Source organism: Streptomyces spiralis (assembly GCF_014654675.1).
Taxonomy (GTDB): Bacteria; Actinomycetota; Actinomycetes; order Streptomycetales; family Streptomycetaceae; genus Streptomyces; species Streptomyces spiralis.
Genome location: NZ_BNBC01000014.1, coordinates 67,177 through 89,574, shown reverse-complemented (window position 1 = coordinate 89,574; position 22,398 = coordinate 67,177). Strand labels below are relative to the sequence as shown.

The 22,398-nt window shown below is 72.2% G+C and carries 19 protein-coding genes; 7 read left to right on the top strand and 12 right to left on the bottom strand.

The features are described 5' to 3' along the window. Window positions 1-145: 145 nt before the first annotated feature. The gene (locus IE318_RS16680) at window positions 146-757 is read right to left on the bottom strand and encodes a TetR/AcrR family transcriptional regulator (RefSeq protein ID WP_189901108.1); all 612 of its coding nucleotides are present in this window, start codon (window positions 755-757) and stop codon (window positions 146-148) included. A gap of 173 nt (window positions 758-930) precedes the next feature. Between IE318_RS16680 and IE318_RS16675 the strand changes: the two genes are divergently transcribed. Next, a complete protein-coding gene (locus tag IE318_RS16675; RefSeq protein ID WP_189901271.1) occupies window positions 931-2,541 on the top strand; it encodes a cytochrome P450 in 1,611 nt (536 codons plus the stop codon). Here the strand turns inward: IE318_RS16675 and IE318_RS16670 are convergent. From IE318_RS16670 to IE318_RS16620, 11 genes are all read right to left on the bottom strand, one after another. Continuing rightward, window positions 2,503-3,369, bottom strand: coding sequence for a pentapeptide repeat-containing protein (locus tag IE318_RS16670; RefSeq protein ID WP_189901106.1), 867 nt, complete (start codon window positions 3,367-3,369; stop codon window positions 2,503-2,505). The genes IE318_RS16675 and IE318_RS16670 overlap by 39 nt on opposite strands. A 129-nt stretch (window positions 3,370-3,498) precedes the next feature. Then, window positions 3,499-4,395 carry a sigma-70 family RNA polymerase sigma factor gene (locus IE318_RS16665; protein ID WP_373311195.1) on the bottom strand — a complete coding sequence of 299 codons (897 nt, stop codon included), beginning with the start codon at window positions 4,393-4,395 and terminating at the stop codon, window positions 3,499-3,501. A 71-nt stretch (window positions 4,396-4,466) separates the two neighbouring features. Further along, entirely contained in the window at window positions 4,467-5,210 is a 744-nt protein-coding gene (locus IE318_RS16660) for a PIG-L deacetylase family protein (protein ID WP_189901104.1), read from the bottom strand. Window positions 5,211-5,282: 72 nt separating this feature from the next. Next, window positions 5,283-6,593 carry an alpha/beta fold hydrolase gene (locus tag IE318_RS16655; protein WP_189901102.1) on the bottom strand — a complete coding sequence of 437 codons (1,311 nt, stop codon included), beginning with the start codon at window positions 6,591-6,593 and terminating at the stop codon, window positions 5,283-5,285. Between the two features lie 122 nt (window positions 6,594-6,715). Next, window positions 6,716-7,744: a LacI family DNA-binding transcriptional regulator gene (locus tag IE318_RS16650; protein ID WP_189901100.1), complete on the bottom strand. Its 1,029-nt coding sequence runs from the start codon at window positions 7,742-7,744 to the stop codon at window positions 6,716-6,718. Window positions 7,745-7,823: 79 nt separating this feature from the next. After that, window positions 7,824-9,209: a BNR repeat-containing protein gene (locus IE318_RS16645; protein ID WP_189901098.1), complete on the bottom strand. Its 1,386-nt coding sequence runs from the start codon at window positions 9,207-9,209 to the stop codon at window positions 7,824-7,826. Window positions 9,210-9,222: 13 nt separating this feature from the next. After that, window positions 9,223-9,543, bottom strand: a complete 321-nt coding sequence (locus IE318_RS16640; protein ID WP_189901096.1) for an L-rhamnose mutarotase — start codon at window positions 9,541-9,543, stop codon at window positions 9,223-9,225. 45 nt (window positions 9,544-9,588) lie between these two features. After that, window positions 9,589-10,674: a rhamnose ABC transporter substrate-binding protein gene (rhaS, locus tag IE318_RS16635; protein ID WP_189901093.1), complete on the bottom strand. Its 1,086-nt coding sequence runs from the start codon at window positions 10,672-10,674 to the stop codon at window positions 9,589-9,591. A 58-nt stretch (window positions 10,675-10,732) separates the two neighbouring features. Then, entirely contained in the window at window positions 10,733-11,743 is a 1,011-nt protein-coding gene (locus IE318_RS16630) for an ABC transporter permease (RefSeq protein WP_189901091.1), read from the bottom strand. Beyond that, window positions 11,736-12,776: an ABC transporter permease gene (locus IE318_RS16625; protein ID WP_030172334.1), complete on the bottom strand. Its 1,041-nt coding sequence runs from the start codon at window positions 12,774-12,776 to the stop codon at window positions 11,736-11,738. The genes IE318_RS16630 and IE318_RS16625 overlap by 8 nt, the downstream gene beginning before the upstream one ends. Beyond that, window positions 12,773-14,287 (bottom strand): sugar ABC transporter ATP-binding protein, encoded by a 1,515-nt coding sequence (locus IE318_RS16620; RefSeq protein ID WP_030172333.1) that lies wholly within the window; start codon window positions 14,285-14,287, stop codon window positions 12,773-12,775. Before IE318_RS16620 ends, IE318_RS16625 begins: the two co-directional genes overlap by 4 nt. 281 nt (window positions 14,288-14,568) lie before the next feature. Here IE318_RS16620 and rhaI point away from each other — a divergent pair, with 281 nt between their 5' ends. The 6 genes from rhaI to IE318_RS16590 all read left to right on the top strand — a co-directional run bounded on the left by rhaI (window position 14,569) and on the right by IE318_RS16590 (window position 22,391). Further along, window positions 14,569-15,729, top strand: a complete 1,161-nt coding sequence (gene rhaI / locus IE318_RS16615) for an L-rhamnose isomerase (protein ID WP_189901089.1) — start codon at window positions 14,569-14,571, stop codon at window positions 15,727-15,729. 109 nt (window positions 15,730-15,838) lie between these two features. Next, complete coding sequence (locus IE318_RS16610; RefSeq protein ID WP_189901087.1) at window positions 15,839-17,878, top strand: bifunctional aldolase/short-chain dehydrogenase; 2,040 nt, start codon at window positions 15,839-15,841, stop codon at window positions 17,876-17,878. Between the two features lie 8 nt (window positions 17,879-17,886). Next, a complete protein-coding gene (locus IE318_RS16605) occupies window positions 17,887-19,329 on the top strand; it encodes a rhamnulokinase (protein ID WP_189901269.1) in 1,443 nt (480 codons plus the stop codon). 169 nt (window positions 19,330-19,498) lie between these two features. Beyond that, window positions 19,499-20,254 (top strand): (Fe-S)-binding protein, encoded by a 756-nt coding sequence (locus IE318_RS16600; protein ID WP_189901085.1) that lies wholly within the window; start codon window positions 19,499-19,501, stop codon window positions 20,252-20,254. Continuing rightward, complete coding sequence (locus IE318_RS16595) at window positions 20,251-21,747, top strand: LutB/LldF family L-lactate oxidation iron-sulfur protein (protein ID WP_189901082.1); 1,497 nt, start codon at window positions 20,251-20,253, stop codon at window positions 21,745-21,747. The genes IE318_RS16600 and IE318_RS16595 overlap by 4 nt, the downstream gene beginning before the upstream one ends. Beyond that, window positions 21,744-22,391 carry a LutC/YkgG family protein gene (locus IE318_RS16590; RefSeq protein ID WP_189901080.1) on the top strand — a complete coding sequence of 216 codons (648 nt, stop codon included), beginning with the start codon at window positions 21,744-21,746 and terminating at the stop codon, window positions 22,389-22,391. The genes IE318_RS16595 and IE318_RS16590 overlap by 4 nt, the downstream gene beginning before the upstream one ends. Window positions 22,392-22,398 lie beyond the last annotated feature (7 nt).

The following is a 22,398-nucleotide window of genomic DNA, read 5'->3' as shown; positions in this document are numbered from 1 at the left end:
TGCCTAACCTACAGAAGATCGAGGCGCACGCCAACCAGGCGTCCGGCGTGGACAGATGCACCTCAGGGGCGTACGGAGGCACGGACGGCGGCGGACAGGGCGTGCGCGGCGGCCCCCGGTCGGGCACGAACGCCCGGCGCTCCGCTCAGGGCGCGAGCACGCCCAGCAGCGCCCGTGCGCACAGGTCTCGCACCTGTTCGCGCGTCAGGTCCGAACCGCGCAGCCACTCCAGACAGACGGCGGTGGTGAAGGCCAGCCAGCCGCGCACCGCGAGTTCGAGGTCGGGGCGCCGGGCGGCGAGCGGGCCGAACTCGGGATCCGCGGCGAGCGCGGCCAGGATCTGCTGCTCCTGCGCGGCCAGCGCCCGCTGGTAGACGCGGCGCACGGCCTGGTCGCCCGCCGCGTCCGCGCGGTGGAAGGCGCGGTAGCCGTGGGCGTGGGTCCGGACGTACTCCAGGTAGTTGTCGAGCCCCGCCGCGAGCTGCTCGCGCACCGGCACCCCGGGCACGGCCGCGGTCATCCGCAGCATCCGCTCGCTCTCCCGCTCCACGACCGCCGCGAAGAAGTCCCGTTTGTTCGGGAAGTAGTGGTAGAGCAGCCCCCGCGAGACACCCGCGATCTCGGCGACCTGCTCGATCCACACGTCGTCGTAGGGGCTCTCGGAGAACAGCCGCGCCCCGACCGACAGCAGCTGCTCACGCCGTTCCTCCGTGCTGAGCCGGCGGCGCGCGCGCTGCTCCCCCTGGTTCGCGGCCATGCCCGCACTCTACTTGACGCCGGTTCAACAACGGGACCAGACTGAAAACCGCTATTGAATCCACGTACAACACCGAGGCGAACGGGGAGACGAGCGGCATGGCGCAGACGACGACCGGAAGCGGGCCCACCGGGCCCGCGGAGCCCGTGGAGCCCGTGGAGCCCGCCGGAGCCATGGGAACCACCGGACCTCCCGAACCCGCCGGACCTCCCGAACCCGCCGGACTGCCGAAAGGATTCCGCGGTGCGGAGCTGGGCTGGCCGGAGCTGCACCGCATCCCGCATCCGCCGCACCGGCTCCCGCTCCTCGGCGATGTGCTCGGCGCCGACCGGCGCACGCCCGTGCAGGATTCGATGCGCTACGCCCGCATGCTCGGCCCGATCTTCCGGCGCAGGGTGTTCGGCAAGGAGTTCGTGTTCGTCTGGGGCTCGCGGCTGGTCGCCGACCTGGCGGACGAGACGCGCTTCGCCAAGCACGTGGGTCTCGGGGTGGCCAACCTGCGGCCGGTCGCCGGGGACGGCCTGTTCACGGCGTACAACCACGAGCCCAACTGGCAGCTGGCGCACGACGTCCTGGCCCCGGGCTTCAGCCGGGAGGCGATGGCCGGCTACCACGTGATGATGCTGGACGTGGCCGCCCGGCTCACCGACCACTGGGACCGCGCGCTCGCCGCCGGCCGCACCGTGGACGTACCCGGCGACATGACCAAGCTGACCCTGGAGACCATCGCGCGCACCGGCTTCGGGCACGACTTCGCCTCCTTCGAGCGCTCCCGCCCGCACCCGTTCGTCACCGCGATGGTCGGCACCCTCTCCTACGCGCAGCGGCTCAACACCGTCCCGGCCCCGCTGGCCCCCTACCTGCTGCGGGGGGCCACCCGCCGCAACGCCGCCGACATCGCCTACCTCAACCGCACGGTCGACGACCTCGTCCGCGACCGGCGCACGGCGGGCGGAGACGGGCCCGGGAGCGGGGACCTGCTCGACCGGATGCTCGAGACGGCCCACCCGGACACCGGGGAGCGGCTGTCCCCCGAGAACGTGCGCCGCCAGGTGATCACCTTCCTGGTCGCGGGCCACGAGACCACCTCGGGAGCACTGTCCTTCGCGCTCCACTACCTCGCCCGGCACCCGGACGTCGCGGCCCGCGCCCGGGCCGAGGTGGACCGTGTGTGGGGGGACACGCCGACACCCGGCTACGAGCAGGTCGCCAAGCTGCGGTACCTGCGCCGGGTGCTGGACGAGTCGCTGCGGCTCTGGCCGACCGCGCCCGCCTTCGCCCGCGAGGCCCTGCGGGACACGGTGCTGGCCGGGGAGCATCCGATGCGCCGGGGCGCCTGGACGCTGGTGCTGACGACGATGCTGCACCGCGACCCCGAGGTGTGGGGCGCGGACGCCGAGCGGTTCGACCCGGACCGGTTCGAGGCCCGGGCCGTACGGGCCCGGCCGCCGCATGTCTTCAAGCCGTTCGGCACCGGGGCCCGGGCCTGTATCGGCCGGCAGTTCGCCCTGCACGAGGCGACCCTGGTCCTCGGCCTGCTGCTGCGCCGCTACGACCTGCATGCCGATCCGGACTACCGGTTGAAGGTGACCGAGCGGCTGACCCTCATGCCGGAGGGCCTGCGGCTGCGCCTCGAGCGGCGGACGGCCCCCGCCGCGCCGCCGGCCCCGGAACCGGGCCCGGCCGGGGTGGCACGAATCCCGGTCCCGGACGATCGAGTTCCGGTCCCGGACGAGGAGGGGCCCTCAGCCGCGCGCTGCCCAGTGCACCGGACGGGTGACTGACGCCGGCAGCCGGGTGCCCTCGCTGCCCCGGGCCGCGTCGAGCTGCGGCTGGGTCAGGAAGAACGCACCGGTCAGATCGGCGTCCGTGAGGTCGGCGTCCCGCAGGTCGGCGCCGATCAGATCAGCACCGCGCAGATCGGCGCCGGTGAGGTCGGCGGCGATCAGATAGGCGCCGCGCAGGCTGGCCCCGCGCAGATCGGCGCCCCGCAGCCGGGCGCCGATCAGGTCGGCGCCCCGCCGGTCCTTGCCCTTGCCCTTCTTGCCACGCACCGCGGACCGGGCCAGCTCGCTGGTGCGCAGGAGGAGCACGTTGACGTCCTGCCGGTGGGCGCCGACGTCCAGCTCGGTGAGTTCCTCGGGCGGCAGCAGGGTGAGCCGCTCGGTCTTCTCCAGGGCCAGGCGCAGGTCGGCGTGGACGGGGCGGGCGGCGGGCAGACCGAGCGCCTCGGTCAGGTACCACAGCAGTTCGTGCAGCTGACGCACGACCGGGAACACCTCGAACATCCGCCGGGCGTCCTCGCGGGAGCCATCACGCCAGTCCCGGCCGGCGAAGGTGACCTGGGAGACCTTCTGGCCGGCGCCGAAGCAGTCGTAGACCGTGCAGCCGGTGAAGCCCTTCTGCCTGAGCCGCGCGTGGATTCCGCACCGGTGGTCGCCCTGGAGGTTCGGGCAGGGCTTGCCGGCCGGCTTGTCGATCGCGAAGTCCGCCGAGGCGGCGAAGGGCAGGGCGACGCAGCACAGCCCGAAGCAGCGCGCGCAGTCGCCGCGCAGGTCGGGCCGGTGGGGCGCGTCGGGTCGGCCGGTCGGGCCGGCTGTCTGGTCTGGCATGTCGCCCACCCTACTGACCTGCGGGGCCGGCCCCGAACCGCCCCGGCCGGCGCGGGAAGGCGGCGGTGGCCCGCCGTGAAGCGCCCGGGGTCGTCGCACCGGCGACCTGCCCGGACCGGCCCGCGGCCGTCAGTCCGCCAGGACGGCGGGCAGGTCCAGCCGTTCCAGCCGCTCGGTGTCGGCCAGGATGTACATGTGGGTGATCCGGCCGTCGGCGATGGTGACGCCCATGACCGACAGCGGCCGGCCCTCGGGGGCGTTGGCCACTCCGACCGTGCCGTTGACCAGGACGAGCCGTGCCGACCCCGCGTACTGGGAGAAGGTGAGCGCCTGCGCGGCCACCGTCCTGGCCCCGTGGACCACCTTGGAGACGGCGCCGCCCCGGACCAGGGCGCCGGAGTCGACCCGCAGCACCACGTCGGGGTGGAGCACGGCGACCAGTGCCTCGAAGTCGCCGCCGCGCGAGGCGGCCAGGAAGGCGTCGAGGACCTGCCTCTGCCGTCCGAGGTCGGCCTCGGTGGACGGGGTGGCGCCCTGGACCCGGCGCCGGGCACGGCTGGCGAGCTGCCGGGTCGCGGCCGAGGTGCGCTCCACGATCGGGGCGATGTCGTCGAACGGCACCGCGAACAGGTCGTGCAGCACGAACGCCAGCCGCTCGTCCGGCTCCAGCGTCTCCAGCACGACCAGCATGGCGAGCCCCACCGAGTCGGCCTCGAGCGCCTCCTGCTCCGGGTCGGTCCGGGTCAGGGGCCGCAGCACGGGGTCGGGGACGAAGGTCTCGTCCATGGGTTCCTCACGGCGCGAGGTGCGGGTGCGCAGCAGATCGAGGCAGATCCGGCCGATCACGGTGGTCAGCCAGGCGGCCAGGTTGTCGATGGCGCCCGCGTCCGCGCGGGTCAGCCTCAGCCAGGCCTCCTGCACGGCGTCCTCGGCCTCCGACAGCGAGCCGAGCATGCGGTAGGCCACCGCCCGCAGCTGACCGCGGTGCTCCTCGAAGCGCCGCGCCAGGACCTCCTGGTCACCCATGCCGGTCATCCCCGTCCCCCGTCCGCATCCGCTGTCCCGGTCCGTGTGGATCATCGTAGGCACCGGGCCGGTCAGCGGCCGAACAATTCGAACGCCACGGCCGGTTTCCCGCCGAAGCGTTCGCCCGCCGCCTCGGTGCTCGTGGTCATGAAGCCGCGCGCGTACTGTTCCGGGTCCTCGTCGGTCAACGCCTCGATGTAGCTGCGGTGTTCGAGGAGCGAGCGGACCGCCCGGTCCAGGCCCGGCCCGGCGGCCACGGCATGGGTGGGCGTGGCGGAACCGGCGACGGCGACCCAGCGCACCCCGTTCCAGGGCTCGAGGCCCTGCTCGGCGAGTTCGGGGAAGATCCAGCGGTTGCCCGCGTCGCCCGCCGCGTCCAGGGTGGCGCGGCCGACGGCGACGTGGTCCGGGGTGTTCCAGGCCACGCCGCCCCAGGTGTCGCGGTGGTTGAGGGTGATGACCAGTTCGGGACGGTGGCGCCGGATGGCGGCGGCGATGTCGCGGCGCAGCGCCGTGCCGTACTCGATCACGCCGTCCCGGTGGCCGAGGAACTCCACCGTCGTCACGCCCACGACGGCCGCGCTCGCCCGCTGCTCCCGCTCCCGCAGGGCGCCGCACATGTCCGGCGCGAGGGTGTCGATGCCAGCCTCGCCGCGGGTGGCGAGGACGTAGGCGACCTCGCGGCCGCCGTCGGTCCACTGGGCGATCGCCGCCGAGCAGCCGTACTCGAGGTCGTCCGGGTGCGCGACGACGGCCAGGGCACGGTGCCAGCCGTCGGGCATCGGCTCGAGCTGACGGGGCTTCGGCTCGGTCATGCTGGGCAGCCTAGCCGCCGTCACTGACAGCGCATCGTCCCGGCCGGCGCACCCGGCGGCCGTCCCCCGGCCTCAGGCCTCGTCGCGCACCAGGGCGAGCAGCCGGTCCAGGACGCGCGGCCCGCCGGCCCGCACCCCGTCGTGCTCGAACTCGTCGGTGACCCAGGTGCGCAGTCCGCGGATCGCGCGGGCGGTGTCCAGGGCGTGGTCGGTGTCGACGTACATGTCGTCGTGGTAGACGGCCGCGGCGACCGGGACCTTGTTGGCGGCGAGCCGGGCGGGGTCGTACAGGGGCCGCCAGTCGGTGCGGGCGGCGAGCAGGTCGGCGGTCTCGCGCAGCGGGCGCAGCGCCGGATCGCAGTCGAAGGTCCACGGGTGCACGGACTCGCCGGTGAAGAGCACCGGACCGTCGCCGGCCAGTGCCTTGGCCGCGTCGAACTGCGGGAACTCCCCGCGGACCCGCTCGGCCGACCATGCGGTGGGGCGGGCGTCCTGGCCGTAGATCGCCTCGTGGACGAGGGCGTACAGCGGGTGCCCGGCGTACGACAGCAGGCCCTGGACCTCCTCCTGGAAGGCGTCGGACAGGGCCGGGCCCTGCGGGGTGCGGACGAAGGCGTGCTCCAGGAGGAAGTGGAGGCGGTGGCTGCCGTCGCCGGTGCCGAGCAGGATGCCGAGGGACTGGAAGGCCTCGGCGGTGAGGCGGTAGCCGTTCGGGAGCACGACGTCGTGGGTGAGGAGGTGGTCGGCGATACGGCGGACGCGTTCGACGTCCTGCGGGTAGCGGGCGTAGTGGGCGGCGACCTTGCGCTCGATGCGCGGGTAGGCGGCGCGGTAGACGTCGTCGGCGTGGGCGTCCAGGGCGGGCAGGCCGCCGGTGATCAGGGCACCGGCCAGGCCCTCGGGGTGCAGGGAGAGGTAGCTGACCGTGCAGAAGCCGCCGAAGCTCTGGCCGAGGACCGTCCAAGGGGCGCCGCCGGTCAGCCCGGGGCGGATCGCCTCGCAGTCGCGGACGATCGAGTCGGCGCGGAAGTGCGCGAGGTAGCCGGCCTGTTCGGCCGCCCCGCCGCGCAGCGGCAGGGTCTGGCGGTTGGCGGGCGTGGAGCGGCCGGTGCCGCGCTGGTCCAGGAGCAGGACCCGGTGGTCCTCCAGGGCGCGGCCGAGCCAGGCCTGCTTGCCGACGAAACGATTCGCCCCGAACCCCGGGCCGCCCTGGAGGTAGACCAGCCACGGCAGGTCCTGCCGTCCCTCGCCCGCCTTGTCGCTCCCGACGACCTCACGGGCGTAGAGCTCGATCGTCTCCCCCGCCGGGTCGTCGTGGTCGAGCGGCACGGTGAAGGAGTGGTCGGTGAGGACGACGCCGGGCTGGCGGTAGCTGACGGTCAACGGATCTCCCGGTTACGCAGGGTTTACGGCCGCGTCCCAGTTCAGCACAAGTCTGTGCGCCGTCCGAGCCGGGGGATCATGAATTTTGCTGAATCTCAGGTCAGCGCGCACTGAACGGGCGGTCAGCGGCCGGGCAACGTGGAGCTACGCACCACCAGTTCGGGCTGGAGCACCACCCGCCGGTGCTCGTGCGCCGTCGCCGCTCCCTCGCGCGTCTCGGTCTCCTCCAGCAGCAGCTCCGCCGCGAGGGCTCCCATGGTGACGGCGGGCTGGCGCACCGAGGTGAGCGGGACGGCCGCGGCGGCGGCGAACTCGATGTCGTCGTAGCCGACGATGGCAAGGTCGTCGGGGACGCCGACCCCGGCCGCGTACATGGCCTGGAGGACGCCCAGGGCGAGCAGGTCGTTGGCGCAGAACACGGCCGTGGGCCGGTCGGCGAGACCGAGGAGACGGGCCCCGGCGTCCCGGCCGGCGGCCACGTCCAGGCGTTCGGTGGGCAGTTCGCGCAGCACGTCGGGGCCGAGACCCGCCTCGCGCAGGGCGTTCAGGGCGCCGGTGCGGCGGTCGCGGACCTGGTTCAGGCCGGGCGGACCGCTGACGTACGCGATGGAGCGGTGCCCCGCGTCGACCAGGTGCCGTACGGCCAGGGCGCCGCCCGCCACGTCGTCCACGGAGACCGAGCACTCGCTGGCTCCCTCGGCCACCCGGTCGACCAGTACGAAGGGGATGTTGTGCCGGCGGAAGGCCGCGATGTTGCGGCCGGTGGCGTCGGTCGGGGTGAGCAGGACGCCGCGCACCCGCTGCTCGGCGAAGAGCGAGAGGTACTCGGCCTCCTCGCCGACGCTCTGCGCGCTGTTGCAGACCATCACGCCGAGCCCCGCCTCGCGGGCGGCCCGTTCGGCGCCGCGGGCGACGTCGACGAAGAAGGGGTTGCCCATGTCCAGGACGAGCAGCCCCATGATCCGGCTGCGGCCGGCCCGCAGCTGCCGCGCGGACTCGCTGCGGACGTAGCCGAGGCGGTCGATCGCGGAGAGCACCCGGGCGCGTGTCTCGGTGGCGACGGTCTCGGGCCGGTTGATGACGTTCGAGACCGTGCCCACGGAGACACCTGCGGCGCGGGCGACGTCCTTGATACCCACCGACTGGGTCATCGGCTGGAGACCTCCGGGAAGACGAGGGGCGGCGGGCGGGGGTTCACATTACCGTCACCGCGCCGCACACCAGAGCGGATCAGGCGGGCAGTTCGAAGTCGATGACGTGGAGCGGTGAGGGGGTGGTGCCGCTCGATTTCTCCTGGAAGAGGAACGACAGGACGTTGTCCGTCCCGACGCGCATCTCGTCGACCACGACCTCCCCGAAGGCGTTCAGGCCGCCGCCGTCGTACAGCAGGGTCCAGTCGGTGTGGCCGGATGCCTTCGAGGCGGCGGCGATCCGGCCGTACGGCAGGACGGCGTAGGCGTTGTCGTGGCGGTCCAGGACGAGTTTGGTGCGCCCGCTGGAACCCAGCGGAACGGGTATCTCGGTCTTGAGCCAGGTGCCGGCGGCGTCCTTGCGCAGGTGGAAGGCGCGGCCGTGCGCGGTGCGCTCGGTGACGTGGTCGCCGGTGCGCGGGCCGAGACGGACCGGGACATGGCTGATGACCGCGTGCGGCAGCCCGGCCGAGTCGGTCCACTGGCTCTCCTGGTTCATCAGGCAGTGGCCGGGGCCGAGCGGGTCCACGACGAGTCCGGGGCCGGTCACGGCGACCCTGTCGGGGCCGCCGGTGGCACCGACGACCTGGCCCGCGTCGTTGCGCCAGGTACGGCCGCGGTCGGTGGAGTACACGTAGCCGGTGTCGTGGTTGGCCAGGCCGCCGCCACCGGTCACCGCCCCGTTCCGCTCGCGCCAGGTGAAGAAGGCGTGCAGCCGGCCGTCCGCGTCGTAGTCGATGCCGTGCAGGTACATGTTGCGGGCGGTCGAGGTCCCGTGCTCGCCGGTGTAGGTGCCGGTGGAGCTGGTCCACTCCCCGAGGCAGGTCCAGGCCGAACCGTCGTACTCGGCGAGGGCGCATCGGCCGTCGCCGCTCACGCCGGTGCGGTAGCTCAGCTGGAGCCCGCCCTCGGGGGTGGGGACGAACTGCGGGTAGGTGAAGCGGGAGGTGAGCGCGAGCCCGTCGAGCGTCGTGCGTACGGCGCCGAGGGCCTCGGGGGTCCAGGGCGTGCCGGCGGGGTCGTCGAGGAGTCCGGCGGCCGACTTGACGTAGTGGAAGCCGTCGCTGTGCGAGTCCATGTTCAGGTGGAGCCGGCCGTCGGCCCGGGAGACGCCCATGCAGATGACGTTGTGGGAGTCGTCCGCCTCGAGCCGGTGGGGCAGGGTGACGGTGGACCAGGTGGAGTCGCCCAGGGCGCGGCGGGCGACCACGGCGTGCCGGCCGGCGGTGTACCAGGCGGCGTACTGGTGGCCCTGGTAGGTCAGCAGGCCGCTCTTCTGGAAGGAGTTGGTGTTGACCAGGCCGTCGTAGGAGACGAAGTGGACGGCCCGCTCGTCCAGCCGGCTGCGGCCCCGGGGGGTCAGCGACGGGCCCTTGGGGGTGGGCGACGGTCTCATGCGCGACGGTCTCATGGGCGACGGTCTCATGGCAGGCTCCGGGTCAGGCGAGGTGGAAGACCTCGGTGAGGGGCTTCATCGCCTCGTCGGGCCGGGCGCCGTCCAGCGACTCGAAGAACGGCGCCATCTCGGCCTGCCAGCGGGCGTTGACGTCGGTGGCCTCCATGCCCGCCTTGGCGGCCTCGAAGTCCTCCGTCTCCAGGTAGCCGACGAGGAGGCCGTCGTCGCGCAGGAAGAGCGAGTAGTTGTGCCAGCCGGTGGCCGAGAGCGCCTCGCGCATCTCGGGCCACACGGCGGCGTGACGTTCGCGGTACTCGGCGATCTGGTCCTCGCGGACCTTGAGGAGGAAACAGACTCGCTGCATGAAGTACCACTCCCGGCGGGGAAGGAGAGACTCGGGGACGAGGGCTCAGAAGTTGAACTGGTCGATGTTCTTGGCGTCGAAGACCGTCGGCTTGCCGAGGTTGATCACGCCGTCCTTGCCGATGGTGTACGTCCCCATGTCACCGGCCTTGAAGGTCTCGCCCTCCTTGCCGGTGATCTGTCCGGAGGACAGGGCGACGGCGGTGTGGGCGGCCAGTTCGCCGAGCTTGGCCGGGTCCCACAGCTCGAAGGCGTCGACGGTGCCGTTCTTGACGTACTTGCGCATGTCGTTGGGGGTGCCGAGGCCGCTCAGCTTGACCTTGCCCTTGTACTTGGAGCCGGACAGGTACTGGGCGGCGGCCTTGATGCCGACGGTGGTCGGGGAGATGATCCCCTTCAGGTTCGGGTACTGCTGGAGCAGGCCCTGGGTCTGCTGGAAGGACGCCTGGGCGTCGTCGTTTCCGTAGGCGACCTTGACCAGCTTGATGTCCTTGTACTTGGGGTCCTTCAGCTCCTGCTTCATGAAGTCGATCCAGGTGTTCTGGTTCGTGGCGGTCTGCGCGGCGGACAGGATCGCTATCTCGCCCTTGTAGCCGATCTGCTTCGCCAGCAGCTGGACCTCGGTGCGGCCGAGGTCCTCGGCGGAGGCCTGCGAGACGAAGGCGTTGCGGCAGTCGGGCTTGGTGTCGGAGTCGTAGGTGACGACCTTGATGCCGTTCTTCATGGCCTGCTTGAGCGCGGTGCACAGGGCGCCGGGGTCCTGCGCGGACACGGCCATCGCGTTCACCTGCTGCTGGGTGAGCGTGTTGACGTAGGAGACCTGGCCGGAGGTGTCGGTGGCGCTGGAGGGGCCGACCTCCTTGTACTTCTCGCCGAGGGCCTCCAGGGCCTTCTTGCCGCCGTTGTCGGCGGAGGTGAAGTAGGGGTTGTTGACCTGCTTGGGCAGGAAGCCGACGGTCAGGCCCTTCTTCGTCGCGGCGTTCGGGTCCGCCTTGCCGGCCGAGGAGGCCGCCGCGCCACCGTCGTTCTTCACGTCGTTCTTGGTGGTGCCGCCGCAGGCGGTGACGGCCAGGGCGAGGGAGGTGACGGCGGCCAGGGCCGCACAGGTACGGCGGATCGATGCTCTGCGCATGAGGGTTCCTTACGAGGGAGTACGGGCTTCGGTGACGAGGACGAGGAGAACGAGCGGGTTACGAGGTCGGTGCGGGCGCCTTGGACACGGGCGCCGAGGCCGCCCGGCGCCCGGCCCGGGCCACCTCGATCTGGCGTGCGACGCGGGGGCCGAGCACGGAGATGACCAGCAGGACGCCGGTGACGACGATCTGCGACTGGGCGGAGACGTTGACCAGGCTCATCACGTTCTGGAGCGCGCCGAGCAGGAACACTCCGGCGACGGCGCCGCCGAGGGTGCCCTTGCCGCCGTCGAAGTCGATGCCGCCGAGCAGGACGGCCGCCACGACGGAGAGCTCCAGCCCGGTGGCGTTGTCGTAGCGGGCGCTGGCGTAGTGCAGCGCCCAGAAGACGCCGGTGAGCGCGGACATCAGGCCGGTGGCGACGAACAGGATCAGCTTGTGCCGCTTGACCCGGATGCCGGCGAACCGGGCCGCCTCCTCGGCGGCACCGATCGCGAACAGCGACCGTCCGAACGGGGTGGCGTGCAGCGTGACCACGGCGATCGCGAGCAGCACCAGGAAGGGCAGGAAGGCCTGCGGCAGGAAGGTGTCGCCGAGGCGTCCGGCCGCGAAGTCGAGGTACTGGGTGGGGAAGTCGGTCACCGCGTCCGAGCCGAGCACGATCTGCGCGATGCCCCGGTAGGCGGCGAGGGTGCCGATGGTCACGGCCAGGGACGGCAGTCCGAGCCGAGTCACCAGCAGGCCGTTGACCAGGCCGCACACCGCGCCGAGCACCAGGCACAGCGGGATGATCGTCTCGATGGTCATGCCCTGGTTCCACAGCGCGCCCATCACCGCGCCGGACAGACCGGCGGTGGAGGCGACCGACAGGTCGATCTCACCGGCCACGACCAGCAGCGTCATCGGCAGGGCGATCAGCGCGATCGGCAGGGTGTTGCCGATCAGGAACGACAGGTTCAGGGAGTTGCCGAAGCCGTCGACGAAGCCCAAGGAGAACAGCAGGACCACGACGAGCAGGGCGCCGACGACGGTGTCCCAGCGGACGGCACGGGAGAGGGACTCAGGCATGGCGGGCGTTCCTCTTCTTCAGGGCCGAGGCCACGCGCAGCGCGACGATCCGGTCGACCGCGATGGCGAGCAGGAGCAGGATGCCGTTGATCGCGAGCACCCACACGGAGCTGACGCCGAGAGCGGGCAGCACGCTGTTGATGGAGGTCAGCAGCAGGGCGCCGAGGGCCGCTCCGTAGACGCTGCCGGAGCCGCCGGTGAAGACCACGCCGCCGACCACGACCGCGCTGACGACGGTGAGTTCGTAGCCGTTGCCGGTGCCGGAGTCGACGTTGCCGAACCGGGCCAGGTACATCGCCCCGGCGAGGCCGGCGAGGCCGCCGCAGAAGGTGTAGGCGGCGAGGATCCGCTTGCGCACCGGGATGCCGGCGAGCCGGGCGGCCTCCGGGTTGGAGCCGAGTGCGTACAGCTCGCGGCCGCCGGAGAAGTTCTTCAGGTAGTACGCCGTGGCGACGAGCACCACGAGGGCGATCAGCGCCAGGTACGGCACCGCCGAGATGCCGCCGGAGCCGAAGTCGACGAAGCCGCCGGGCAGGTCGGCCGCGGTGATCTGGCGCGAGCCCACCCAGATGGAGTCGATGCCCCGGATGATGTAGAGCGTGCCGAGGGTGACGACGAGCGCGGGCACCTGGCCGAGGCTGACCAGCAGGCCGTTGAGCAGGCCGAAGCCGACGCCCAGGAGCACCGCCAGCACGATGGCCACCAGTGAGTTGCCGCCGCCGTGCAGATAGGTGCCGGCGGCGAAGGCGCTGATGCCGAGCGTGGAGCCGACCGACAGGTCGACGTTGCGGGTGATGACGACCAGCGACTGGCCGGTGGCGACCAGCACCAGGATGGTCGCGTTCAGCAGCAGGTCCTTGATGCCCTGCTGGGAGAGGAACTCGCTGTTGCCGGCCTGGGTGACGGCGATCATCACCAGGAAGACGACCAGGATGGCGAGTTCGCGCATCTTGAAGACACGGTCGACCAGGCGGGTGCCGCTGGACTTGGGCACCTCGGTGGCGGAGGCGGGGTTGGGGGCGGTCACGGTCACGCGGCCCTCCCCGTGGCTGCGGCCATCACGGTTTCCTCGGTGGCGTCGGTGCGGGGGATCTCGGCGGTCAGCCGGCCCTCGTGCATCACGAGCACGCGGTCGGCCATGCCGAGGATCTCGGGCAGGTCGGAGGAGATCATCAGGACGGCTACGCCGTCGGCGGCGAGCTGGGACAGCAGCCGGTGCACCTCGGCCTTGGTGCCGACGTCGATGCCGCGGGTGGGCTCGTCGACGATGAGCACCTTGGGGCCGGTGGCGAGCCACTTGGCCAGGACGACCTTCTGCTGGTTGCCGCCGGAGAGGGTGGAGACGGCGTCCGCGATCCGGGCGTACTTCACCTGGAGCTTGACCGCCCAGTCGAGGGAGCGGCTGCGTTCGGCGCCGCGGTCCACCAGGCCGGCCCTCCTCGTCGTACGGAGTCCGGTGAGGCCGATGTTGCGTTCGATGGACATGTCCATCACCAGGCCCTGGGCGCGCCGGTCCTCGGGGACGAGGGCGAGCCCGGCGGCCATGGCCGTGGACGGGGCGCCGTTGGTCAGCTTGCGCCCGCCGACCTCCACCTCGCCGGCGTCCCAGCGGTCGACGCCGAAGACGGCCCGGGCGACCTCCGTGCGCCCGGCGCCGACCAGTCCGGCCAGACCGACGATCTCGCCGCACCGCACCTCGAAGGAGACGTCGGTGAAGACGCCCTCGCGGGTGAGCCGGCGCACGCTGAGAGCGACCTCGCCCGGTGTCACGTCCTGCTTGGGGTAGAGCTCGTCGAGGTCGCGGCCGACCATGCGGCGCACCAGGTCGTCCTCGGTCATGCCGTCCAGCGGCTCGCTGGCGATCCAGGCGCCGTCCCGCAGGGTGGTCACCCGCTGGCAGATCTCGAAGATCTCCTCCAGACGGTGCGAGATGAACAGCACCGCGGCGCCCTGCTCGCGCAGGGTGCGGACGACCCCGAACAGACGGGCCACCTCGCTGCCGGTGAGGGCGGCGGTGGGCTCGTCCATGATCAGGACGCGGGCGTCGAAGGAGAGCGCCTTGGCGATCTCGACGATCTGCTGGTCCGCGATGGACAGGCCGCGCGCGGGGCGGTCGGGGTCGAGTTCGACGCCGAGCCGGCGCATCAGGCCGGCGGTGGCCTCGTGGGTGGCCTTGTGGTCGATCCGGCCGATGGCCCGCCGGGGCTGGCGTCCCATGAAGATGTTCTCGGCGATCGACAGGTCCGGGAAGAGCGTGGGCTCCTGGTAGATCACGGCGATGCCGGCGTCGCGGGCGTCGCCGGGACCGTGGAAGACGACGGGCTCGCCGTCGAGCAGCACCTGGCCGGCGTCCGGCCGGTGCACTCCGGCGAGGGTCTTGATGAGGGTCGACTTGCCCGCGCCGTTCTCCCCGGCGAGGGCGTGCACCTCCCCCGGAAACAGTTCCAGGGACACGTTCCTGAGGGCACGCACCGCACCGAAGGACTTCGAGATGTCCCTGAGCGCCAGCACCGGGGCCGGACCCGTGTCGGACGGGTGGGTCATTGGGGGCTCCTCGACGACGCCGGCCGGCAGCCGTACCGGGTCGTGAAAGGTTTCAACTGGGTTGCCGGGACGTTAGGCATGGAGCCGATGTCGCGTCAATGGGTACGGATCGAAAAAATTTGGAGGCTCAAAGGTCACAGAGGGGTCACGGAGAAGAGTCCAGGCCTGGGGGGTTGACACCCCCACGCGGGGCCCATACCTTCCGGTTCTGAATCGTTTCACAGCGAAGCCGTTCAGAAGCCGTTCACACGCTTTCCACCCCACGCCACAGGAGCCCTGCAGTGACCGAGCTCGCCGCGGTGAAGGCCGCGCTCAAGACCCAGGCCGTCGAGACGCCGTCGTGGGCGTACGGGAACTCGGGGACCCGTTTCAAGGTGTTCGCACAGGCCGGCGTGCCGCGCACGGCACGCGAGAAGCTGGACGACGCGGCCAAGGTGCACGAGTTCACCGGCGTCGCCCCGACCGTCGCCCTGCACATCCCCTGGGACCGGGTCGACGACTACGCCGCGCTCGCCAAGCACGCCGAGGAACGCGGCGTGCGGCTGGGCGCGATCAACTCCAACACCTTCCAGGACGACGACTACAAGCTGGGCAGCATCTGCCACCCGGACGCCGCGATACGCCGCAAGGCGGTCGACCACCTGCTGGAGTGCGTCGACATCATGGACGCCACCGGGTCGCGGGACCTGAAGCTGTGGTTCGCCGACGGGACGAACTACCCCGGGCAGGACGACATCCGCACCCGCCAGGACCGGCTCGCCGAGGGGCTCGCGGAGGTGTACGAGCGGCTCGGCGACGACCAGCGGATGCTGCTGGAGTACAAGTTCTTCGAGCCGGCCTTCTACGCCACGGACGTCCCGGACTGGGGCACGGCGTACGCGCACTGCCTGAAGCTCGGACCGAAGGCGCAGGTCGTGGTGGACACCGGGCACCACGCGCCGGGCACCAACATCGAGTTCATCGTGGCGACGCTGCTGCGGGAGGGGAAGCTCGGCGGGTTCGACTTCAACTCGCGCTTCTACGCCGACGACGACCTGATGGTGGGCGCCGCCGACCCCTTCCAGCTGTTCCGGATCATGTACGAGGTCGTGCGCGGCGGCGGGTTCACGCCCGAGGTCGCGTTCATGCTCGACCAGTGCCACAACATCGAGTCGAAGATCCCGGCGATCATCCGGTCGGTGATGAACGTGCAGGAGGCCACGGCGAAGGCGCTGCTCGTCGACCGCGAGGCACTCGCCGCCGCCCAGGCCTCGGGTGACGTGCTGGAGGCCAATGCCGTGCTGATGGACGCGTACAACACGGACGTGCGTCCGCTGCTGCGCGAGGTGCGGGAGGAGATGGGGCTGGACCCCGAGCCCCTGGTGGCGTACCGGCGGTCCGGGTGGGCCGACAAGATCGTCGCTGAGCGAGTGGGTGGACAGCAAGCGGGGTGGGGGGCCTAAGACGCCAGGGCTCGCGGGCCCTGGCACCGCGCCCCGCGGCGGAGCCGCTGATCGAAACAGCCCCGCGCCCCTTACTGCAGTCCCCTCTCTCTCCGAAGGAGCCGAAAACATGTCCACCCATCCTGAAGCCGCCGCCCTGCTCTCCCGGTCCCATCGGCTCGGCGCCGATCCCCGTAACACCAACTACGCCGGCGGCAACGCCTCCGCCAAGGGCACCGACACCGACCCCGTCACCGGCGGTGATGTCGAGCTGATGTGGGTCAAGGGGTCCGGGGGCGATCTCGGGACGCTCACCGAGAGCGGGCTGGCCGTGTTGCGGCTGGACCGGCTGCGGGCCCTCGTCGAGGTGTACCCGGGTGTCGAGCGCGAGGACGAGATGGTCGCCGCGTTCGACTACTGCCTGCACGGCAAGGGCGGGGCCGCGCCCTCCATCGACACGGCCATGCACGGCCTGGTCGACGCCCCGCACGTGGACCATCTGCACCCCGACTCCGGTATCGCGCTCGCCTGTGCCGCCGACGGCGAGAAGCTGACCGCCGAGTGTTTCGGCGACTCGGTGGTGTGGGTGCCCTGGCGGCGGCCCGGGTTCCAGCTGGGGCTGGACATAGCCGCGATCAAGGAGGCCAACCCGCAGGCCATCGGATGCGTTCTCGGCGGGCACGGGATCACCGCGTGGGGTGCCACCTCCGAGGAGTGCGAGCGCAACTCGCTGCATATCATCCGGACCGCCGAGAAGTTCCTCGCCGAGCGCGGGAAGGCGGAGCCCTTCGGGCCGGTGATCGAGGGGTACGAGGCGCTGGGCGAGACCGAGCGGCGGGAGCGGGCCGCGGCCCTGGCGCCGTACGTCCGGGCCGTGGCCTCGCAGGACAGGCCGCAGGTCGGGCACTTCGACGACTCCGAGGTGGTCCTGGACTTCCTGGCCCGGGCCGAGCATCCGCGGCTGGCCGCGCTGGGCACCTCCTGCCCGGACCACTTCCTGCGCACCAAGGTGCGGCCCCTGGTGCTCGACCTGCCGCCGGCCGCTCCGCTGGACGAGGCGATCGCCCGGCTGAAGGAGCTGCACGCCGAGTACCGCGCGGAGTACGCCGCGTACTACGACCGGCACGCGACGCCGGACTCCCCCGCGATGCGCGGCGCCGACCCGGCGATCGTGCTCGTCCCGGGCGTGGGCATGTTCTCTTTCGGCAAGGACAAGCAGACCGCGCGGGTGGCCGGCGAGTTCTACGTCAACGCCGTCAACGTGATGCGCGGGGCCGAGGCCGTCTCGACGTACGCGCCGATCGAGGAGTCCGAGAAGTTCCGTATCGAGTACTGGGCGCTGGAGGAGGCCAAGCTCCGGCGGATGCCGAAGCCGAAGCCGCTGGCGACCCGGGTGGCGCTGGTGACCGGCGCGGGCAGCGGGATCGGCAAGGCGATCGCCCAGCGGCTGGTCGCCGAGGGCGCGTGCGTCGTCGTGGCGGATCTGAACGCCCCGAACGCCGCCGCCGTCGCCGAAGAGCTGGGCGGGCCGGACAAGGCGGTCGCCGTCACCGTGGACGTGACGGACGAGGAGCAGATCGCCGCCTCGTTCCGGGAGGCCGTGCTCGCCTTCGGCGGGGTCGACCTGGTCGTCAACAACGCCGGCATCTCCATCTCCAAGCCGCTGCTGGAGACCACCGCCAAGGACTGGGACCTGCAGCACGACATCATGGCCCGCGGCTCCTTCCTCGTCTCGCGGGAGGCCGCCCGGGTGATGATCGCGCAGGGGCTGGGCGGTGACATCGTCTACATCGCCTCCAAGAACGCCGTCTTCGCCGGGCCGAACAACATCGCCTACTCCGCCACCAAGGCCGACCAGGCCCATCAGGTGCGGCTGCTCGCCGCCGAGCTGGGTGAGCACGGCATCCGCGTCAACGGGATCAACCCCGACGGTGTGGTGCGGGGCTCCGGGATTTTCGCCGGTGGGTGGGGTGCCAAGCGGGCCGCCGTGTACGGGGTCGAGGAGGAGAAGCTCGGCGAGTTCTACGCCCAGCGGACCATCCTCAAGCGCGAGGTGCTGCCCGAGCATGTCGCCAACGCCGTCTTCGCCCTGACCGGTGGGGAGCTGACCCACACGACCGGTCTGCACATCCCCGTCGATGCCGGCGTCGCGGCCGCCTTCCTGCGGTGAGCGGGGCCGTGAAGTCGTACGCCGCGGTCGACCTCGGCGCGTCCAGCGGGCGTGTCATGGTCGGCCGCGTCGGCCGAGACTCGCTGGAGCTGAGCGAGGCGCACCGCTTCCCCAACCGTCCCGTGCGGGTGCCCGAGGGACTGCGCTGGGACGTGCTCGGGCTGTACGCCGGGGTGCTGGACGGGCTGCGCGCCGCGGGCAGGGTGGACTCCGTCGGCATCGACAGCTGGGCCGTGGACTACGGCCTGCTCGACGCCGACGGCGCCCTGCTGGGCAACCCGGTGCACTACCGGGACGCCCGCACCGAGGGCGTCGCCGAGAAGGTGTGGGCGAGCGTGCCCCCCGAGGAGCTGTACGCGGCCACCGGCATCCAGTACGCCCCGTTCAACACGCTGTACCAGCTGACGGCGGCCCGCTCCACCGCCCAGCTCGCCGCCGCCCGGCGCCTGTTGCTGATCCCCGACCTGCTGACGTACTGGCTGACCGGTGAGCAGGGCACGGAGCTGACCAACGCCTCCACCACCCAGCTCGTCGACCCGCGCACCCGCGACTGGTCGTACGACGTCGCGGCCCGCCTCGGCATCGACCTGAAGCTGTTCGCGCCGCTGCGCCGGCCCGGCGACCCGGCGGGCGTGCTGCGGGCGGAGGTGCTGGAGGAGACGGGGCTGCGCGGGCCGGTGCCGGTGACGGCCGTCGGCTCGCACGACACGGCGTCCGCGGTGGCCGCGGTGCCGGCCGTGGGCGAGCGGTTCGCGTACATCTGTACGGGCACCTGGTCGCTGGCGGGTCTGGAGCTGGACGAGCCCGTGCTCACCGAGGAGAGCCGCGCCGCCAACTTCACCAACGAGCTGGGGCTGGACGGCACGGTCCGGTACCTGCGCAACATCATGGGGCTGTGGCTGCTCCAGGAGTGCGTGCGGGCCTGGGGCGACCCGGACCTGGGCGAGCTGCTGCGGGAGGCGGCCGAGGTGCCCGCGCTGCGGTCGGTCGTCGACGCGCAGGACGCCGCCTTCCTGGCCCCGGGCCGGATGCCGGAGCGGATCGCGGAGGCCTGCCGGGCCTCCGGGCAACCGGTGCCCGAGACCCGCGGCGAGTTCACGCGCTGCATCCTCGACTCCCTCGCCCTCGCGCACCGCCGGGCGATCGGCGAGGCCCAGCGGCTCGCGGACCATCCCGTCGACGTCGTGCACATCGTGGGCGGAGGGACCCGCAACGCCCTGCTGTGCCGGCTGACCGCCGACGCCTGCGGGCTGCCGGTGGTGGCCGGACCCACCGAGGCGGCGGCCCTCGGCAACGTCCTGGTGCAGGCCCGGGCGCACGGCCTCGTCGGCGACCGGGCCGGCATGCGGCGCCTGATCGCGCGGACGCAGCCGCTGACGCGGTACGAACCGAGCGGCGACGCGGCGGCCTGGCGTGCGGCCGAGGCCCGGCTCGCCGGGGCGGCGCCATGAGCCGCGGTGCTCCGCCACGCCCGATCCGCGGTGCTCCGCCACGCCCGATCCGTGGCGCGCCGCCACGCCCCATGCGAGGCACGCCGCCACGCCACGGTCCGCGACCTGCCCCCGTACCTTCCGCCTGACTAGGCTTCAACCACCCAATGATCGACAACAAGGAGCCGCGATGCGTGTCGCTCTGTTCCTGACCTGCGTCAACGACACGCTCTATCCGGACACCGGGCGCGCCGTGGTGAAACTGCTGACCAGACTGGGCGTGGACGTGGACTTCCCGATGGCCCAGACGTGTTGCGGGCAGGCGCACTACAACACCGGGTACCGCCACGAGGCCGAGCCGCTGGCCCGGCGGTTCGCCGAGGTCTTCCGGGGCTACGAGGCGATCGTGACACCGTCCGGATCGTGCGGGGCGATGGTGCGGGAGCTGTATCCGCGGATGGGCGAGCGGGCGCGGGCCGAGGGCCGGGGCGACGCCCTGGCCCGGACGCTGGCGCCGGTCGTGCCTCGGACGTACGAGCTGACGGAGTTCCTGGTCGACGTGCTGGGGGTGACGGACGTCGGGGCGTACTACCCGCACACGGTGACGTACCACCCGACCTGCCACGGGCTGCGCGTGCTGGGCCTCGGGGACCGTCCGCTGCGGCTGCTGCGGGCGGTGCAGGGGCTGGAGCTGGTGGAGCTGCCCGGAGCGGAGGAGTGCTGCGGCTTCGGGGGCACCTTCTCGGTGAAGAACCCCGACGTCTCGGCGGCGATGGGCACCGACAAGGTGCGCCACGCCGAGTCGACCGGCGCCGAGGTGCTGTGCGCGGCCGACAACTCCTGTCTGATGCATCTCGGCGGGACCATGGCCCGGCTGCGCACCGGCATGCGGCCGGTGCACATCGCGGAGATCCTGGCGAGCACGGAGGAGGAGCCCGCCCTATGAGTGCCACGTTCGTGGGAATGCCCGGTTTCCCGTCGTACCCGGCCTTTCCGGAGGCCGCGCACGAGGCCGTGCGCGACGAGACCCTGCGCGGCAATCTGCGCCACGCCACGCACACCATCCGCGCCAAGCGGGCCAGGGCGGTGGCCGAGGTGTCCGACTGGGCGGCGCTGCGCGAGGCCGGCCGGCGGATCAAGGACCACACGCTGCGCCACCTGGACCGCTATCTGGTGCAGGTCGAGGAGGCGGTCACGGCGGCCGGCGGCACCGTGCACTGGGCGGTCGACGCCCAGGAGGCCAACCGGATCGTCGCCGACCTGGTCAAGGCGACCGGGGAGAGCGAGGTCGTCAAGGTCAAGTCGATGGCCACGCAGGAGATCGGCCTCAACGAGGCGCTGGAGGCGGAGGGCATCCGCGCCTACGAGACCGATCTCGCCGAGCTGATCGTGCAGTTGGGCAAGGACCGGCCCTCGCACATCCTCGTGCCCGCGATCCACCGCAACCGCAGCGAGATCCGGGACATCTTCCGCTCCGAGATGGGCGAGTGGGGCCGTCCGGCCCCCGAGGGCCTGAGCGACACGCCCGCCGAACTCGCCGAGGCGGCCCGGCTGCACCTGCGGGAGAAGTTCCTGCGTGCCAAGGTCGGCATCTCCGGCGCCAACTTCGTCGTGGCCGAGACCGGCACGCTGGTGGTCGTGGAGTCCGAGGGCAACGGGCGGATGTGCCTGACCCTGCCCGAGACGCTGATCTCGGTCGTCGGCATCGAGAAGGTCGTGCCGACCTGGCGGGACCTGGAGGTCTTCCTCCAGACGCTGCCCCGCTCCTCGACGGCGGAGCGGATGAACCCGTACACGTCCATGTGGACCGGCACCACCGACCAGGACGGGCCGAGCACCTTCCATCTGGTGCTGCTGGACAACGGCCGTACCGACACGCTCGCCGACGAGGTCGGCCGCCAGGCGCTGCGCTGCATCCGCTGCTCGGCGTGTCTCAACGTGTGCCCGGTCTACGAGCGGGCGGGCGGGCACGCGTACGGCTCGGTCTACCCCGGGCCGATCGGCGCGATCCTCAGCCCCCAGCTGCGCGGCACCGGCAGCGAGATCGACGCCTCCCTGCCGTACGCGTCCTCGCTGTGCGGCGCCTGCTACGAGGTGTGCCCGGTCGCCATCGACATCCCCGAGGTGCTGGTGCACCTGCGCGAACGGGTCGCCCAGGGCGACCAGGTGACGCGCGGCGGCAACAAGGTGGTGCTGCGGCCGGCGAAGGGACACGCCGCCGAGCGGGCGGCGATGCGCGCGGCCCGCTGGGCGTTCACCCACCCCGGCGTCCTGCGCACCGGCCAGCGTCTCGCCTCGCGCACCCGCCGCCTGCATCCTCGTACGCTGCCGGGCCCCGGCAAGGCCTGGAGCGGCACCCGGGACCTGCCCCCGGTGCCCGCGGAACCGTTCCGCGACTGGTGGCAGCGAACGGGCGGCGGCAAGGAGGGGACGAAGTGAGCAGCAGGGACCGGATCCTGGGCCGGGTGCGACGCGCGCTGGCGGACGTGCCACCGGACGACACTCCGTACGAGCAGGCCGTTTCCCGGGACTATCTGCGGCACCACGGCGACCGGCGGGTCGAGGAGACCGTGGATCTGCTGGCCGAGAACCTGGTGGACTACCGTGCGGTCGTGCACCGCAGCGACGCGGAGGGGCTGCCCGGGCTGATCGCCCATCTGCTCGGCGAGCGGGGCTCCGGCACCGTCCTCGTCCCGCCCGGTCTGGACGAGAGCTGGCTGACGGAGACGGAGGTGACGCGGGTCCCGGACCGTCCGGACAGCACGCCGCACGAACTGGACCGGGTGGACAGCGTGGTCACCGGCTGCGCGGTCGCCGTCGCCGAGACCGGCACGATCGTCCTGGACGGCTCCCCCGACCAGGGCCGCCGCCGGATCACCCTGATCCCCGACCACCACATCTGCGTCGTCCGTGTCCCGGACCAGGTGGTCTCCTCGGTGCCGCAGGCCCTGGAACGCCTCGTCCCGACCCGCCCGCTGACCCTGGTCTCCGGCCCCTCGGCGACCAGCGACATCGAACTGGACCGGGTGGAGGGGGTGCACGGTCCGCGCACCCTGGAGGTGGTGCTGGTGAGCGGGGCGTGACCGGCGC